The sequence below is a fragment of the Streptomyces sp. NPDC059900 genome (genome assembly GCF_050270335.1).
Classification (GTDB): Bacteria; Actinomycetota; Actinomycetes; order Streptomycetales; family Streptomycetaceae; genus Streptomyces.
In genome coordinates this window covers 1-13,192 of record NZ_JBNNJZ010000209.1, presented here as the reverse complement: position 1 = coordinate 13,192, position 13,192 = coordinate 1, and the positions used below count along the sequence as shown (strand labels likewise).

General features: G+C 70.1%; 16 protein-coding genes. 7 read left to right on the top strand and 9 right to left on the bottom strand.

Annotated elements, in window-relative coordinates:
* The coding region (locus ACQKIP_RS24720; protein WP_427744085.1) for an ATP-binding cassette domain-containing protein at positions 1 to 2,185 on the bottom strand (2,185 nt) is incomplete at its 3' end.
* 335 nt (positions 2,186 to 2,520) lie between these two features.
* On the opposite strand from ACQKIP_RS24720, the gene ACQKIP_RS24715 reads away from it, so the two are divergent.
* Positions 2,521 to 3,078 carry an SMI1/KNR4 family protein gene (locus ACQKIP_RS24715; protein WP_365864610.1) on the top strand — a complete coding sequence of 186 codons (558 nt, stop codon included), beginning with the start codon at positions 2,521 to 2,523 and terminating at the stop codon, positions 3,076 to 3,078.
* Between the two features lie 102 nt (positions 3,079 to 3,180).
* On the opposite strand, the gene ACQKIP_RS24710 is transcribed toward ACQKIP_RS24715, so the two are convergent.
* From ACQKIP_RS24710 to ACQKIP_RS24700, 3 genes are all read right to left on the bottom strand, one after another.
* Complete coding sequence (locus ACQKIP_RS24710) at positions 3,181 to 3,258, bottom strand: 50S ribosomal protein bL37 (protein WP_370443954.1); 78 nt, start codon at positions 3,256 to 3,258, stop codon at positions 3,181 to 3,183.
* A gap of 143 nt (positions 3,259 to 3,401) precedes the next feature.
* Positions 3,402 to 4,040, bottom strand: coding sequence for a cysteine hydrolase family protein (locus ACQKIP_RS24705; protein WP_365864612.1), 639 nt, complete (start codon positions 4,038 to 4,040; stop codon positions 3,402 to 3,404).
* A 107-nt stretch (positions 4,041 to 4,147) separates the two neighbouring features.
* Positions 4,148 to 5,140 (bottom strand): GlxA family transcriptional regulator, encoded by a 993-nt coding sequence (locus ACQKIP_RS24700; protein WP_427744082.1) that lies wholly within the window; start codon positions 5,138 to 5,140, stop codon positions 4,148 to 4,150.
* Positions 5,141 to 5,365: 225 nt separating this feature from the next.
* Between ACQKIP_RS24700 and ACQKIP_RS24695 the strand changes: the two genes are divergently transcribed.
* The 4 genes from ACQKIP_RS24695 to ACQKIP_RS24680 all read left to right on the top strand — a co-directional run bounded on the left by ACQKIP_RS24695 (position 5,366) and on the right by ACQKIP_RS24680 (position 8,997).
* Positions 5,366 to 6,415: a methyltransferase gene (locus tag ACQKIP_RS24695; protein ID WP_365864615.1), complete on the top strand. Its 1,050-nt coding sequence runs from the start codon at positions 5,366 to 5,368 to the stop codon at positions 6,413 to 6,415.
* Positions 6,416 to 6,554: 139 nt separating this feature from the next.
* Positions 6,555 to 7,181: a hypothetical protein gene (locus ACQKIP_RS24690; protein WP_427744081.1), complete on the top strand. Its 627-nt coding sequence runs from the start codon at positions 6,555 to 6,557 to the stop codon at positions 7,179 to 7,181.
* A 156-nt stretch (positions 7,182 to 7,337) separates the two neighbouring features.
* Complete coding sequence (locus ACQKIP_RS24685; protein ID WP_365864618.1) at positions 7,338 to 7,580, top strand: DUF6411 family protein; 243 nt, start codon at positions 7,338 to 7,340, stop codon at positions 7,578 to 7,580.
* 211 nt (positions 7,581 to 7,791) lie between these two features.
* Complete coding sequence (locus ACQKIP_RS24680) at positions 7,792 to 8,997, top strand: cytochrome P450 family protein (RefSeq protein ID WP_365864620.1); 1,206 nt, start codon at positions 7,792 to 7,794, stop codon at positions 8,995 to 8,997.
* Between the two features lie 10 nt (positions 8,998 to 9,007).
* Here ACQKIP_RS24680 and ACQKIP_RS24675 read toward each other — a convergent pair whose 3' ends face one another.
* From ACQKIP_RS24675 to ACQKIP_RS24665, 3 genes are all read right to left on the bottom strand, one after another.
* A complete protein-coding gene (locus ACQKIP_RS24675) occupies positions 9,008 to 9,334 on the bottom strand; it encodes an STAS domain-containing protein (protein ID WP_365864622.1) in 327 nt (108 codons plus the stop codon).
* Positions 9,335 to 9,464: 130 nt separating this feature from the next.
* On the bottom strand, positions 9,465 to 10,082 hold the full coding sequence (locus ACQKIP_RS24670) for a TOPRIM nucleotidyl transferase/hydrolase domain-containing protein (protein ID WP_365864623.1): 618 nt from the start codon (positions 10,080 to 10,082) through the stop codon (positions 9,465 to 9,467).
* An 82-nt stretch (positions 10,083 to 10,164) separates the two neighbouring features.
* Positions 10,165 to 11,016: a LysR family transcriptional regulator gene (locus ACQKIP_RS24665; protein ID WP_365864625.1), complete on the bottom strand. Its 852-nt coding sequence runs from the start codon at positions 11,014 to 11,016 to the stop codon at positions 10,165 to 10,167.
* A gap of 80 nt (positions 11,017 to 11,096) precedes the next feature.
* Here ACQKIP_RS24665 and ACQKIP_RS24660 point away from each other — a divergent pair, with 80 nt between their 5' ends.
* Positions 11,097 to 11,606 (top strand): cupin domain-containing protein, encoded by a 510-nt coding sequence (locus ACQKIP_RS24660; protein ID WP_365864627.1) that lies wholly within the window; start codon positions 11,097 to 11,099, stop codon positions 11,604 to 11,606.
* Positions 11,603 to 11,965 (top strand): DoxX family protein, encoded by a 363-nt coding sequence (locus ACQKIP_RS24655; RefSeq protein WP_365864629.1) that lies wholly within the window; start codon positions 11,603 to 11,605, stop codon positions 11,963 to 11,965. The genes ACQKIP_RS24660 and ACQKIP_RS24655 overlap by 4 nt, the downstream gene beginning before the upstream one ends.
* 6 nt (positions 11,966 to 11,971) lie before the next feature.
* Here ACQKIP_RS24655 and ACQKIP_RS24650 read toward each other — a convergent pair whose 3' ends face one another.
* Together ACQKIP_RS24650 and ACQKIP_RS24645 are read right to left on the bottom strand one after the other, a co-directional pair.
* On the bottom strand, positions 11,972 to 12,622 hold the full coding sequence (locus ACQKIP_RS24650; protein ID WP_365864630.1) for a dihydrofolate reductase family protein: 651 nt from the start codon (positions 12,620 to 12,622) through the stop codon (positions 11,972 to 11,974).
* A 54-nt stretch (positions 12,623 to 12,676) separates the two neighbouring features.
* Entirely contained in the window at positions 12,677 to 13,066 is a 390-nt protein-coding gene (locus ACQKIP_RS24645) for a hypothetical protein (protein ID WP_365864632.1), read from the bottom strand.
* Between the last annotated feature and the right edge of the window lie 126 nt (positions 13,067 to 13,192).

Genomic DNA, 13,192 nt, shown 5'->3' with positions numbered 1-13,192 from the left:
GGGCGAGCAGCTGTTCGACGTCGGCCAGGTGCAGGCCGGTGGTCGGTTCGTCCAGGACGTAGACGCCGCCCTTGTCTCCCATGTGGGTGGCCAGCTTGAGCCGCTGGCGCTCGCCGCCGGAGAGCGTGGTGAGCGGCTGGCCGAGGCTGATGTAGCCGAGCCCGACGTCGGAGAGCCGGTCGAGGATCTTGTGCGCGGCGGGCGTGTGCGCCTCGCCCGCGCCGAAGAACTCCGTGGCCTCGGTCACCGACATCGCGAGGACCTCGCTGATGTCGCGGCCCCCGAAGGTGTATTCGAGGACCGAGGGCTGGAACCGCTTCCCCTCGCAGTCCTCACAGGTGCTCTCCACCCCGGCCATCATCCCCAGGTCGCTGTAGATGACCCCGGCGCCGTTGCACTCGGGGCAGGCTCCCTCGGAGTTCGCGCTGAACAGCGCCGGCTTCACGTCGTTGGCCTTGGCGAACGCCTTGCGGATCGGGTCGAGCAGTCCGGTGTACGTCGCCGGGTTGCTGCGCCGCGAGCCCTTGATCGGCGCCTGGTCGACCGCGATGACGCCCTCGGAGGCGGGGACGGAGCCGTGGATCAGCGAGCTCTTGCCGGAGCCCGCGACGCCGGTGACGACGCAGAGCACTCCCAGCGGGACGTCGACGTCGACACCCCGGAGGTTGTGGCGGGTGGCCCCGCGGATCTCCAGGGTGCCGGTGGACTCGCGCACCTCCTCCTTGAGCCCGGCCCGGTCGTCGAGATGGCGCCCCGTGACGGTGTCGCTGCCCCGCAGCCCGTCGACGGTGCCCTCGAAGCAGACGGCGCCGCCCGCCGTGCCGGCGCCGGGGCCCAGGTCGACGACGTGATCGGCGATCGCGATGGTCTCGGGCTTGTGCTCGACGACAAGGACCGTGTTGCCCTTGTCGCGCAGCCGAAGGAGCAGGTTGTTCATCCGCTCGATGTCGTGGGGGTGCAGCCCGATGGTGGGCTCGTCGAAGACGTACGTGACATCGGTGAGCGAGGAGCCGAGGTGGCGGATCATCTTGACGCGCTGTGCCTCGCCGCCCGACAGCGTGCCCGCGGGGCGGTCGAGCGAGAGATAGCCGAGGCCGATCTCCACGAACGAGTCGAGGGTCTGCTGGAGCGCGGTGAGCAGCGGGGCCACCGAGGGCTCCTTGAGGCCGCGGACCCACTCGGCGAGGTCGCGGATCTCCATCGCGCAGGCGTCGGCGATGCTGATCCGCTTGATCTTCGAGGTCCTTGCGCCCTCGCTGAGGCGGGTGCCGTCGCACTCGGGGCAGATGGTGAAGGTGACCGCACGCTCCACGAAGGCCCGGATGTGCGGCTGCATCGCCTCCTTGTCCTTGGACAGGAACGACTTCTGGATCTTGGGGATCAGTCCCTCATAGGTCAGGTTGACGCCGTTCACCTTGACCTTGACCGGCTCCCCGTAGAGGAAGCTCTGCAGTTCCTTCTTGGTGTACCGGCGGATCGGCTTGTCGGGGTCGACGAAGCCGGACTGCGCGTAGACCTGCACGGTCCACTGGCTGTCCGACTTCCAGCCGGGGATGGTGAAGGCGCCTTCGGCGAGCGACTTGGAGTCGTCGTAGAGCTGGGTGAGGTCGATGTCGGAGACCGAGCCCCGGCCCTCGCAGCGGGTGCACATGCCGCCGGTGCGGTTGAAGGTCGCCTTCGTCGCCTTGGTCTTGTTGCCGCGCTCGACGGTGATCGCGCCGCTCGCCCTGACCGACGCGGTGTTGAAGGAGTACGCGCTGGGCGGGCCGATGTGCGGCTTGCCAAGCCGGCTGAAGAGGATGCGCAGCATCGCGTTGGCGTCGGTGGCGGTGCCGACCGTGGAGCGGGGGTCGGACCCCATCCGCTGCTGGTCGACGATGATCGCGGTCGTCAGACCGTCGAGCACGTCGACCTCGGGCCGCGCCAGCGTCGGCATGAAGCCCTGCACGAAGGCGCTGTACGTTTCGTTGATCATCCGCTGGGACTCCGCGGCGATCGTGCTGAACACAAGAGAGCTCTTGCCCGAGCCCGAGACACCGGTGAACACCGTCAGACGGCGCTTGGGAATCTCGATGCTGACGTCCTTGAGATTGTTCACGCGCGCGCCGTGCACGCGGATCAGGTCGTGGCTGTCGGCGGCATGGAGCTCAGGCGACTGCGTGGTCTTCCTCTTGGCCGGACTCATCGTCTCTCCATCTGTCGGGCGGAGCCGGCTGCGCGGTCTCCGTCGTTGTCGCCTGGCCCGATCTGATCGGCATCGAGCGGTGCGTCAGGTTTTACTTCGTCCGGCGCGAATACGGCAACGCTTCACCGACATCCATGGCCGCGGACCGCAGACCGCCGCGACGGCCGCGGTCTGCTTCCGGACTATCTCGGCGTGCTCGGCCTGAAGGCGCACAAAGGGCGATGTCCATGCCCATCACGTTAGAACCGGCTCGGCACCCGCGCTTCTCGATTCCTGACCGGTCTCGACTCGGCGCCGGCGGCTGGACGCTGCGACGGTCGGCTTAGGCTCGGCGCATGACAGAGCCGCCTCTCTCCGAGGCCGAGACAGTCGAGGCCGAGCGGGAGCTCGGCGTGTCCTTCCCCGAGGGGTACCGCACCTATCTGCGCACGGTGAGCGCAGGCGGAGCGCCGGCCCGGCTGCGCCGGACCGAGCACGGATGGTGGTGGGACGGGAACGAGAGGGAGCGGCGCGCGCTGCTGACCGTGCCGTTTCCGCATCCCGATTCGTACGTCGAGGCCGACGACGAGCTGACGGACCGCGAACCGCAGAAGGAGGCGTTCGACGACGAGGCCGCCTACCTCGCCGCGTGGCGCGTCTGGGATGACGAGGCGGGCCGGTTCGAGGACTGGAAGACGGCCGGTGCCGTCGTCGTCCAGGACCTGGGCTGCGGCTTCTACACCCTGCTGGTGCTGACCGGCCCGCTGGCCGACACGGTGTGGTGGGACGGACGGGCGACCTGCGGACGGATCGTCCCGCTCTCCCTCGACCACCTCGGCGGTGCCGGCCCGGTCCGCTTCGCGGAGTGGCTGCGGCACGACTCATGGGCCCTGCTGCCACCGGACTGGGGGTGACGCGGCGCCCCGGGAGCGGCCTGCGCGGAAACGCGCGGGCACCCGGGGAACGCCTCGGGGGCGGCACCATGTGGTGCCGCCCCCGATTGCCACGCCCGTCCTTCAGGACTGGGGGCGGCTGCCGTGGTTCGCGCCGTTCTTGCGGCGGGCCTTCTTCTTCCGACGTCGCTTCGAGGACATGGATACCTCCGTTGTTCCGGTGTTGCTTCCAGGGCAGTAGCCCAGGCGATCATGCCGCGCTTACCCAGAACAAACCCTCGTCATGACGTGTCCTACGTCACTGCAAGCGCCACCCGTGGCGTCCCGCGCCCCGGGAGCCGGGCTCAGGCAGGCAGTGCGCCGACGGCGGGGACGACGGTGCCGAACAGGTCGATGATGCTGGTCAGAGCGGCGGACTGGAGCGCGGCCGCGGGCAGGACGGTGCCGTCCGGGGCGGTGAGGGAGCGGGTGGCGGTGGCTTCGGCGACGACCGTGGGGCGGTAGCCCAAATTGAAGGCACCCTGCGTCGTGTAGTTGACGCACATGTGTGTCATAAAGCCCGCAATGATCAGATCCTTGCCGCTCCCCGCGGCAAAACCCAGGTCACCCAGCGTCTTCTCCAGGTCGGTGGCGTGGAAGGAGTTGGGGAACTGCTTGACCACGACCGCCTCGCCCTCCACCGGGGCGACCTCATCGCTGATGGCCCCGATGTGGGCACGGATGTCGTACGGAGTGTTCTCGCCGCCGTCGTTGAGGATGTGGACGACCGGGATGCCCGCCGTACGGGCGCGCTCCAGGAGGCGGGCGCCCGCCGCGAGTGCCGGCTCGGCGCCGTCCAGGGCCATGACGCCGCTGCGGTAAGTGTTCTGGAAGTCGATCATGATCAGGGCGGACTCGCTCAGCTTGGGCGGCTGGTTGTCCAGGCCGATCACGTCTCGCAGGGTCGTGGAGGGCTGGTCCGTGGTGTGCGTGCGCGTGCTCATGGGGTGCCTTTCGTGATTCCTGGTGGATGACGGCATGCGGCATGGCAAAGCCGCAGGGCTCGCCTGCATGCCGGAGGTGTTGGACGGGGGAAAGCTGAGGGAAGGGGTCAGGGGGTCTGGATGCGGAAGCGGCGTCGGTAGGCCGCAGGGGTGGTGGCGAGCTGCCGATTGAAGGCGCGGTGCAGCGTCTCGACCGAACCGAGCCCGGCAGCGCTCGCCACCTGGTCGAGCGGACTGTCTGTGGTCTCGAGCAGGCGGCGGGCCACCTCGACGCGGGCGGCTTCGACGTAGTCGGCCGGGCTGGTGCCGGTCTCCTGCTTGAACACCCTGGCGAAGTGCCGCTCGCTCAGGCACATCCGTGCCGCCAGTGCCGCCGCCGACAGATCGCCGTCGAGGTGCTCGGCGATCCACAGCCGCAGTTCGTCGATGTCTCGGCGGGCGGAGGCGGGGCGGCTGAGCGGCACCGAGAACTGGCTCTGGCCGCCCTGGCGTTTGAGGTACATCACCAGGTGCCGGGCGACCGAAAGGGCGACCTCCTCGCCCTGGTCCTCGGCCACCAGCGCCAGGGCGAGATCCAGGCAGGCGCTGATCCCGGCCCCGGTCCACAGCCGGCCCCGGTCGGTGCGTACGAAGATGGGGGCCGGGTCGACCGTGACGGTCGGGTGCTCGGCCGCCAGCTGTGCGGCGGTCGACCAGTGGGTGGTCGCCGTCTTCCCGTCGAGGAGTCCGGCCGCGGCGAGGACGTGCGCGCCCACGCACACCGACGCCACGCGGCGGGCCTGCGGAGCCGTGGCCCTCACCCACTCCACGACGTCGGTGTCGATGCGGGCGACGGGGCCCTCGTCGGTCATGTCGACAGCGCCGGGCACCAGCAGGGTGTCCACCTGGCCGCGGACCTCGTCGAAGCCCAGATCGGCCATGATCCGCACCCCTGCCGACGTACGGACCTCACCGGCGAGGGGTCCGGCGAGGCGGACCTGGTATCCGGCTCGGCCCCCGGTCTCCCGGTTGGCCAGCGCGAAGACCTCGGCCGGTCCTGTGACGTCGAGGAGATCGACATCGGGGAAGACCGCGATGACGACACGGTGCGAAGTGGGCATGCACCCATCCTCGGCGCCGCCACCGTTGGCCGCAATGACGATTCCCTGTCACATCCGGACACGCGGACACGCGGGGCGAGGAGCTAGGAGCGACGGACGAGAGGCGAGAGGCGAGAGGCGAGAGGAACATTCGTCCAATACGGCGCCTGCCGACATCCGCAAGGTTGGAGCCACGGGCCGCCGGGACACCACGTCCGCCGCCCGCCAACCGGAAGGAAGGCAACGATGACGCACGACGACACCACGACAAACGGCACCGAAGGCGTCCGTGAGCTGGTCGCACGGCTCCTGTTCGGGAGTCTGGCCGCGCAGACCCTTCGCGCCGCGGTCCGGCTGAGGGTGGTGGAGCTGATCGGCGACCAGGAGCGATCGGCAGCCGAGGTGGCCGCCGACGCGGGAGCGCGCCCCCAGCCCATGACCAGGCTGCTGCGCGCCCTGGCGAGCCTGGGGCTGCTGCGCGAACACACCGCGGGCTCCTTCTCGGTGACCCCGGCGGGCGCGACCCTGGACCCCCGGCGGCCGGACTCGGTCACCTCGCTGGTGCGGATGTTCACCGAGCCGACGATGCTGCGGGCCTGGGAGCATCTGGACGACAGCGTCCGCACCGGTGACATCGCCTTCGACAAGGTCTTCGGGCGGGACTTCTTCAGTCACCTCAAGGAATTCCCCGAATTGTCGGCGGAGTTCAACGCGGCCATGAGCCAGGCCGTCAGGGCGACGGCCGCCGTGCTGCCGCACACCTTCGACTTCGGCCGCTTCACCACGGTGACCGACGTCGGGGGCGGTGACGGCACCCTGCTGAGCGCGGTGCTCCGCGAGCATCCGAAGCTGACGGGCGTCATCTACGACACCGAGGAGGGGTTGGCCCGGGCGCCGGCGACGCTGGAGCGACAGGGGCTGACGGAGCGGTGTTCGCCGGTGGCCGGGGACTTCTTCCGCTCGGTTCCCGCGGGCGCGGACGTCTACCTGATGAAGAGCATCCTGCACGACTGGTCGGACGACCAGGCGGTCACGATCCTGACCCACTGCCGCGAGGTGCTGCCGCCCGCGGGACGCGTATTGATCGTGGAGCCGGTGCTGCCCGAGGTCGTCGACGTCACGAGCGCCGGGCTCACGTACCTGACCGACCTCAACATGCTGGTGAACGTGGGCGGCAGGGAACGGACGCGGGCCGACTTCGAGGACCTGTGCCGCAAGGCAGGCCTGTCCCTGGCCTCGGTGACCCCGCTGGCGCGGGCGGAGCCGTTCTTCCTCATCGAGGCGACAGCGGGATGAGGAAGACCACTTGGCCCTGATCCATCACAACCTGATCACACGTTCCATAATTCAACCGCATGTGGCTTAGCGTGTTCCGCCTAGCTCAACCTTAGGGGGACATATGCGCGTTCGCGCGACTACGGCCACGACGACGGCTGTGGCGGCCATGCTTCTGGCCGCCCTGACCGCGTGCGGCGGCAGCGACGACAACGGCGGCGACAAGGCCGACGCGAAGTCGTCGGGCGGCTCGAAGGGCTCGGCGTCGAAGAAGGTCGACTGCGGCGACAGCGACATCAGCCAGGCCGACTGGACGAAGCACTGCTCCGACGAGGGCGCGGACAGCGACGCGGACGGGGCCGAGAAGAAGGCCACGGGCCTGAAGTTCGGCGGGTCCTACACCTGGCCGGACGGCCTGAAGGTGTCCGTCGCCGAGGCGAAGGTGTTCACGGACTACGACTCCGAACTGCTGGAGTCCGCCAAGCCCGGCAACACCGACTTCCGCGTGAAACTGAAGCTGACCAACTCCGGCAAGTCCGCCGTCGCCCTCGACGACCTGTCCCTGATCGTCGAGGGCGCGACGAGTGGCGGCGAGGCCGCGCAGACCGCGTTCGAGAAGGGGGCCTCACCCCTCGAAGGGCGCCTGGCTCCCGGCGTGTCCGCGACGAAGACCAACGACAACGTGCTCGAGACGAAGTACGGCAAGAAGATCGTCGTCACGGTGCAGCGCGGCAGCGAGGACTTCGACCTGGAATTCCCGGAGTTCACCGGAGCCATCACCAAGTGACCCATTCCCGCCGGTGACTTCACGACGCCGTCCCGGCCGGGGCGCCGGGGCGGCACAGGGCCTCGCCGTCCCGGCGTGGCCCGCCGCCCGGAGCCCGGCGCATACACCTCGTCCGGCAGGGCACCCGGCAGGCACGCCTCGACACCGGGAGCCCTTGTGATCATTGTCGGCATAGTCGCTGTCTGCATCGTCCTGGCCGTCCTCGCCTTCTTCGTGCCCCGTCTCTCGCGGCACCCCGAGCGCGGCACCCAGCGCACCCTGGGCGCCGGTTCGCGTGCCGGCGGCAAGGCCCCCGGCATTCTCGGCCGGATCTTCAGCAAGCCCTTCCGCAGCAGTTCGAAGGCCGTGAGCCGCAGCGGCGCGGCCGGTCGCCGCACCCGCGGCCGCATGCCCTTCTGATACCCGGCCCGCCACCAGGGCCGCCGCCGGACCGCATCGCAGTCACGGCGCCCCCGCGACCCCCTCGCCTGCACGCCCTCAGCCATGCCGTCGGCCGAGGGCGTGCAGGCATGCCAGGGCCAACAAAACGGGGAGCCATCCCCGCTTCATGTTATGGTCGCCCCTGACGCGTAAACGGGGAGTCATCCCCACTTCTGTCCGGGAGCCGTCCATGCGTACGCAGCACGCCACCGTTCAACTCACCGACTTCACCGACGACTTCACCGTCGACCCCTACTCCGCCTTTGCCGCACTGCGCTCCCGCGGGTCGGTCCATTACGCGCGGTTCCCCACCGGGGACGAGTCGTGGCTGGTCATCGGGCACGAGGAGGTGCGTGCCGCGTTCGCCGATCCGCGGCTGCGCAATGACGTGCGGCACTCCGCCGACTTCGAGGACGACGGGCTCTACGCCGTGGGCAGCAACATGCTCCAGGTCGACCCGCCCGACCACACCCGCCTGCGGACCCTGGTGGCCCGCGAGTTCACCGCGCGCCGCGTCCAGGCGCTGCGGCCCCGCATCCAGGAGGCGTCCCACGCACTCCTGGACGCCGTGGCCGCCGACGGCCGCGCCGACCTCGTGGCCTCGTTTGCCTATCCGTTGCCGCTCACCATCATCTGCGAGCTGCTCGGCGTGCCGGAAGCGGACCGGGCCGCCTTCCGGGAGTGGTCCACGAAGGTCGTCTCCCTCGACGACCCGGAGCAGTCCGCCCGTGCCTCGCAGGAGATGGCCGGCTACCTCGCGGGTCTCGCGGAGGAGAAGCGGCGGCTGCCGGACGCGGCGGAGAGCGATCTGCTGCACGCCCTGGTCCGCACCGGGGACGGGGACGGCGGCGACCGGCTCGCCCCGGAGGAACTGCTGGGCATGGCCTTCCTGTTGCTGGTCGCCGGGCACGAGACCACCGTCAACCTCATCGCCAGCGCCGTACACCTGCTGCTCGGTCATCCCGAGCAGCTCGCCGCCCTTCGCGCCGACCCCGGATTGCTGCAAGGGGCCGTGGAGGAGACGCTGCGCTTCGAGTCGCCCGCGCCCGCGGGTACGTACCGCTACGCGGCCGAACCGATCGACCTCGGCGGCGTCCGGATACCGGCGGGCGCGCGCGTCGTGCTCTCCATCGCCGCCGCGAACCGCGACCCCGCCCGCTTCCCCGACCCCGAACGGTTCGACATCCGCCGTGATCCGGCCGCGACCCGCGCCCATCTGGCCTTCGGGCACGGGCTCCACCACTGCCTGGGCGCCCCGCTGGCCCGCCTGGAGGCGAACCTGGCCCTGCGCATCCTGCTGGACCGCTTCCCCCGCCTGGACTTCGAGGGCAGCGGCACCCCGCAGTGGCGCACCAGCCTCATGCGGAGCCTGCGCGAGCTGCCGGTGCGCTGGTAGGCCTGGTCCCCTAACCCAGGTCGATGAACGGTAAGAGTTCGGCCAGCCGGGCCAGGCCGAGTGCCTCATGGACGCAGTCGCTCGCCGCGGTGAGCGTGAGGCTGCCGCCGGCATGACCGGCGGCATGCCGCATGCCGAGGAGCGTGAAGAGACTGCCGGCGTCGCACCAGGTCACTCCGGTGAGGTCGATCAGCAGATGCCGCCGGCCTGTCTCAAGTTCGTAGACAACGGTGTCGCTCAGCTTGCCCACGTTGACGACGTCCAGCTCACCGGAGAGGACCAGCGTGAGAAACGGCGGGTTGTCGGACACGCTTTCCCGGATGGTCAATCGGTCCATAACCGTATCTTGCGCCCAATCGCCTCTCCCCAAGCCCTAATCCCCAAACGTAGGCCCACTCGGTTACCCGGCCCTGAACGAAGTTGACGCGACTCTGGACTGACGGTCAATCAAGTTACGTAGCGTCACTTCACAGGATCGCGAGGAGGTCGTCGAGCGGAGCCGGGGTCAGGGAGGGGTCGAGGGCCTCGACGAGGAGGTGGCCGTAGCGGATCTTGCGGCCCTTCTTCGTGCCGAGGAAGCGGCGCAGCTGCTGCCTTCGGGGTCTGCCGTGCTGTGCGGGCTGGCGCAAGAAGGTCTGCCAGGCCCGCAGATCACCTTCGGCCCGTACGGCCTCCTCGACTCTGGCGGTGCCGAGCGCGCGGATGAGTTCGTCCTCCAGGTCCGCCACGCACACGAAGAAGCCCTCGTGCGGCGCCCCTGCCCGCTCCAGGCCGCGGTCGTAGAAGCGCTGCTCGTTCTCGTCGCAGAGCCCGGTCAGGCGCAGGCCGAGGCCGGGCGGCCCGAGGAATCCGGCATAGCGGCCGATGCTCATCGCACCGCCCATCGACACGACGCACACTCCCTCGGCGGCCAGGTCCCGGCCGCGGCGTGCGGCCAGCGTCTCGACGGCCGCGAGATCGCTGGGGCCTTCGAGGAGCACCGCCGTCCGCACCCCCACCCGTACCGCCAGCTCGCTCGCCGGTCCGCCGGGGCCGCCGGCCGCCCAGCCACTGACCGCGTCCCGGAACGCCCGCATGTCCGCCATGCAGCGAGTCTGCACTTCCGGCGGCGCCACGGCACGGAATTATCCGACGGCCTCGCGCGACACGCCTTGCGCAGCCGCCGGCTCAGTGGCGGTAGGCGGCGATCGCGGTCCTGACGAACGAGCGGATCAGCGGATTCGTGTCGCCTTCCTTCCATGCCGCCACCACACGACTCGCGGGCATGTCGGACAACGGCACCACCCGAAGCCCGTTGCCCGGCTCGTGGCCGAGGAGGGTCATGCCGACGGTGCCGTTCCAGAGCACTGCCTGCCTGCACTCCGCTACGGCGCGCACCACCGGGCCGTCGCGGGATTCTCCGCCGTTCCAGTACGACTGCCAGAGGGGGTCGGTTCCTTCGGGGAAGACGAACCAGCGGCGGTCGGCCAGGTCCGCCAGCTTCAGGTTGTCGCGGCGGGCCAGCGGATCGTCGGTGCGCAGCAGCGCGCCCACCGGATCGGCGCGCAGTTCGTGGACGCTCAGGCCTGTTTCGTCGAACGGCCGCCGGGTCAGGGCGACATCGACGAGGCCGGCGTGCAGTCCGCAGGTCGGGTCGGTCAGGTCGGTCTCGCGGACGCGGATCTCGACGCGGGGGTGCAGCCTGCGGAAGGCACCCGCGAGGCGCGTCGCGCCGGGGTCGGCGCTGTCACCCAGGATGCCGACGGTGATGGTCGCGGCACCGGCCGCGGCCGCCACCCGCTCGCGCACCCGCTCGGCGTGGTCGAGCAGGGCGCGCGCCTCGTCGAGCAGCACCGCACCCACCGCGGTGAGCGTGACGCCCGTGGGCGACCGGTCGAACAGCGCGGCGCCGATCCCGGTCTCCAGCTGTTTGATCGCCCGGCTCAGCGGCGGCTGGCTCATGTGCAGCCGGGCCGCGGCCCGGCCGAAGTGGAGTTCCTCGGCCACCGCCACGAAATACCGCAGCGCGCGTAGCTCCATGCTGCGACGATACCCGTTCGGTATCGGGGTGGCGGAACAGGTCTTGGACGGTTGCGGTGCCACGGCGGTGGGATCGGAGCATGAGCGACGAACCAATGACCACTGAGCCGAGCGCACGCCCCGCCGTATCGGTGGTCGGGCCGGGCGACGGCGAGATGTTGGTGCTGGGCACCACGCGGCTGCGCGTCCTCGAGGACGGCACCCACACCGAGCACCGCCTCGGGCTCGCGGAGTCGGTCCTCGCGCCGCACACCCCCGGGCCGCCGCAGCACCGGCACGCTCGGCACGACGAGGGTTTCTACGTCATCTCCGGCACGGTGCGGTTCACGGTCGGCGAGCGGGACCACGACGCGACGGCCGGAACGCTCGTGATGATCCCGCCCGGCGCACCGCACACCTTCGCCAACGTGACCGACCGGCAGGCCGTCATGCTCAGCATCTTCACGCCGGATCTGTACGTGCAGTACTTCCGCGACCTCCGGGCAATGATCGCCGACGGGCAGGCATTGACTCCCGCCGCGAACATCCGCGTGATGAGCCGCTATGCCACCGAGCCCGCCACGGACTTCGCCGGTGAAGGGACGTCATGACCCTCGCCTACTGGATCCTCGCGGGCCTGCTGTCCCTGTTCTACCTCTACGGCGGCGGGGTGAAGCTGGTGCACAGCCGTGAGCGGCTGCGGCCGATGATGGCGTGGGTGGACAGCACGCCGATGCCCGCCGTCAGGGCCATCGGGCTGGTCGAAGTGCTCGGGGCGATCGGTCTCGTCCTCCCGCCGCTGACCGGCGTCGCGCCCTGGCTTGCCCTGGTGGCGGCCGTCGGGTTCGTGGTCCTGCAGATCGGTGCGACCAGGGTTCACCTCCGTCGCGGCGACCGTCGGATCGCCCTCAACATCACGCTCCTTCTCGCCGCATCCGCGACCGTCTGGACGGCGACAACATGGCTTTGAGCGCGGTCACTTGCGCCAGAAAAGGTGATGCGTCACGCCGCTGGGGCTGGGGACGACGTCGAGGTGGAACCGGTCGAGCAGTTCGTCGGGAGACTCCCAGAGCCGCAGCCCGGAACCGAGCTTCACCGGCGAGACCGCCACATGCATGGTGTCGACCAGGTCGGCGTCGAGGAACTCCCGCACGGTGCGGACCCCGCCGCCCAGGCGCACGTCCTTGCCCTGCGCCGCATCCCGCGCCTGCCGGAGGACCGTGGCGGGGTCGGCGTCGACGAAGTGGAAGGTGGTGTCGGCCAGCGTGAACGACGGACGCGTGTGGTGCGTCATGACGAACACCGGGGTACGGAACGGAGGCTCCTCACCCCACCAGCCGCGCCACTCGTGGTCGTCCCAAGGCCCGCGCTGATGACCGAACTTGTTGCGGCCCATGATCTCGGCGCCGATGTTGCGGGTGTAGTCCCGCGTCAGGTAGTCGTCGAGACCCCGGCTGCCCCCGGGGTCGGTGCGCATGGGCCAGCTCGCCGTGGCACCGGCCCAGGCGAACAGCCTCCCGGCGTCCGCGATTCCGAACGGGTTCTCGAAGCTCTGGTCCTGGTCCGCGCCGGCGCCGATTCCGTCGCTGGAGACATTGAAGTTCTGGACCCGCAGCAGCTGAGTCACGTATTCCTCCTGTGTCGTCGGCAACAGGGGGCAGACTCTACGGACCCGGAAAACTCATCGCTGTCCGGCTGTCCTTCGGCGGTGCCAGTACACCACGCCAGCGCCGAAGGCCAGGACCGCTGCCCCGGCGGCCAGTTCGACCGGGTCGGAGCTGCCCTGGGATCCGCCAGAACCGGCGTGCACGCCGCCCCTGACGGCCGGATCCGTGGAGTCGCAGATCCGCTGTGCGGTGGAGGCAGCCATGTTGGCCTCGTCCTCGGCGGCCTTCTTCTCTTCCGCGGTGGCGTTCGGGTCCGCCTTGACCGTGTCGGCGTTCTTCTGCGTGATCTCCGCTTCGTCCAGAGCTCGCTGGCAACTCGGCGTCACGGCCTGCGCGTTGGGGGCGGCGATCGCCAGCGCGGCGCCCGCGACGGCCAGACCGGCCAGCACTCGGATGGAACGCATGTGTGTACCTCCAGTACGGACACGGCCCCCCGGAGCTCTCGTGCCCCGGAATGTGTTGCCGGCGTCGACCGCGCCCTTACCAACAGCCATCCCGCCCGGCGGCGTGTCGCTACCGGCACCACGCCG

Coding starts and splice junctions, on each gene's coding strand:
- ACQKIP_RS24715 (WP_365864610.1), top strand. CDS start 2,521: ATGACAGAGCCGCCTCTCTCCGAGGCCGAGACAGTCGAGGCCGAGCGG.
- ACQKIP_RS24700 (WP_427744082.1), bottom strand. CDS start 5,140: ATGCCCACTTCGCACCGTGTCGTCATCGCGGTCTTCCCCGATGTCGAT.
- ACQKIP_RS24680 (WP_365864620.1), top strand. CDS start 7,792: ATGCGTACGCAGCACGCCACCGTTCAACTCACCGACTTCACCGACGAC.
- ACQKIP_RS24710 (WP_370443954.1), bottom strand. CDS start 3,258: ATGTCCTCGAAGCGACGTCGGAAGAAGAAGGCCCGCCGCAAGAACGGC.
- ACQKIP_RS24660 (WP_365864627.1), top strand. CDS start 11,097: ATGAGCGACGAACCAATGACCACTGAGCCGAGCGCACGCCCCGCCGTA.
- ACQKIP_RS24675 (WP_365864622.1), bottom strand. CDS start 9,334: ATGGACCGATTGACCATCCGGGAAAGCGTGTCCGACAACCCGCCGTTT.
- ACQKIP_RS24705 (WP_365864612.1), bottom strand. CDS start 4,040: ATGAGCACGCGCACGCACACCACGGACCAGCCCTCCACGACCCTGCGA.
- ACQKIP_RS24645 (WP_365864632.1), bottom strand. CDS start 13,066: ATGCGTTCCATCCGAGTGCTGGCCGGTCTGGCCGTCGCGGGCGCCGCG.
- ACQKIP_RS24665 (WP_365864625.1), bottom strand. CDS start 11,016: ATGGAGCTACGCGCGCTGCGGTATTTCGTGGCGGTGGCCGAGGAACTC.
- ACQKIP_RS24655 (WP_365864629.1), top strand. CDS start 11,603: ATGACCCTCGCCTACTGGATCCTCGCGGGCCTGCTGTCCCTGTTCTAC.
- ACQKIP_RS24695 (WP_365864615.1), top strand. CDS start 5,366: ATGACGCACGACGACACCACGACAAACGGCACCGAAGGCGTCCGTGAG.
- ACQKIP_RS24670 (WP_365864623.1), bottom strand. CDS start 10,082: ATGGCGGACATGCGGGCGTTCCGGGACGCGGTCAGTGGCTGGGCGGCC.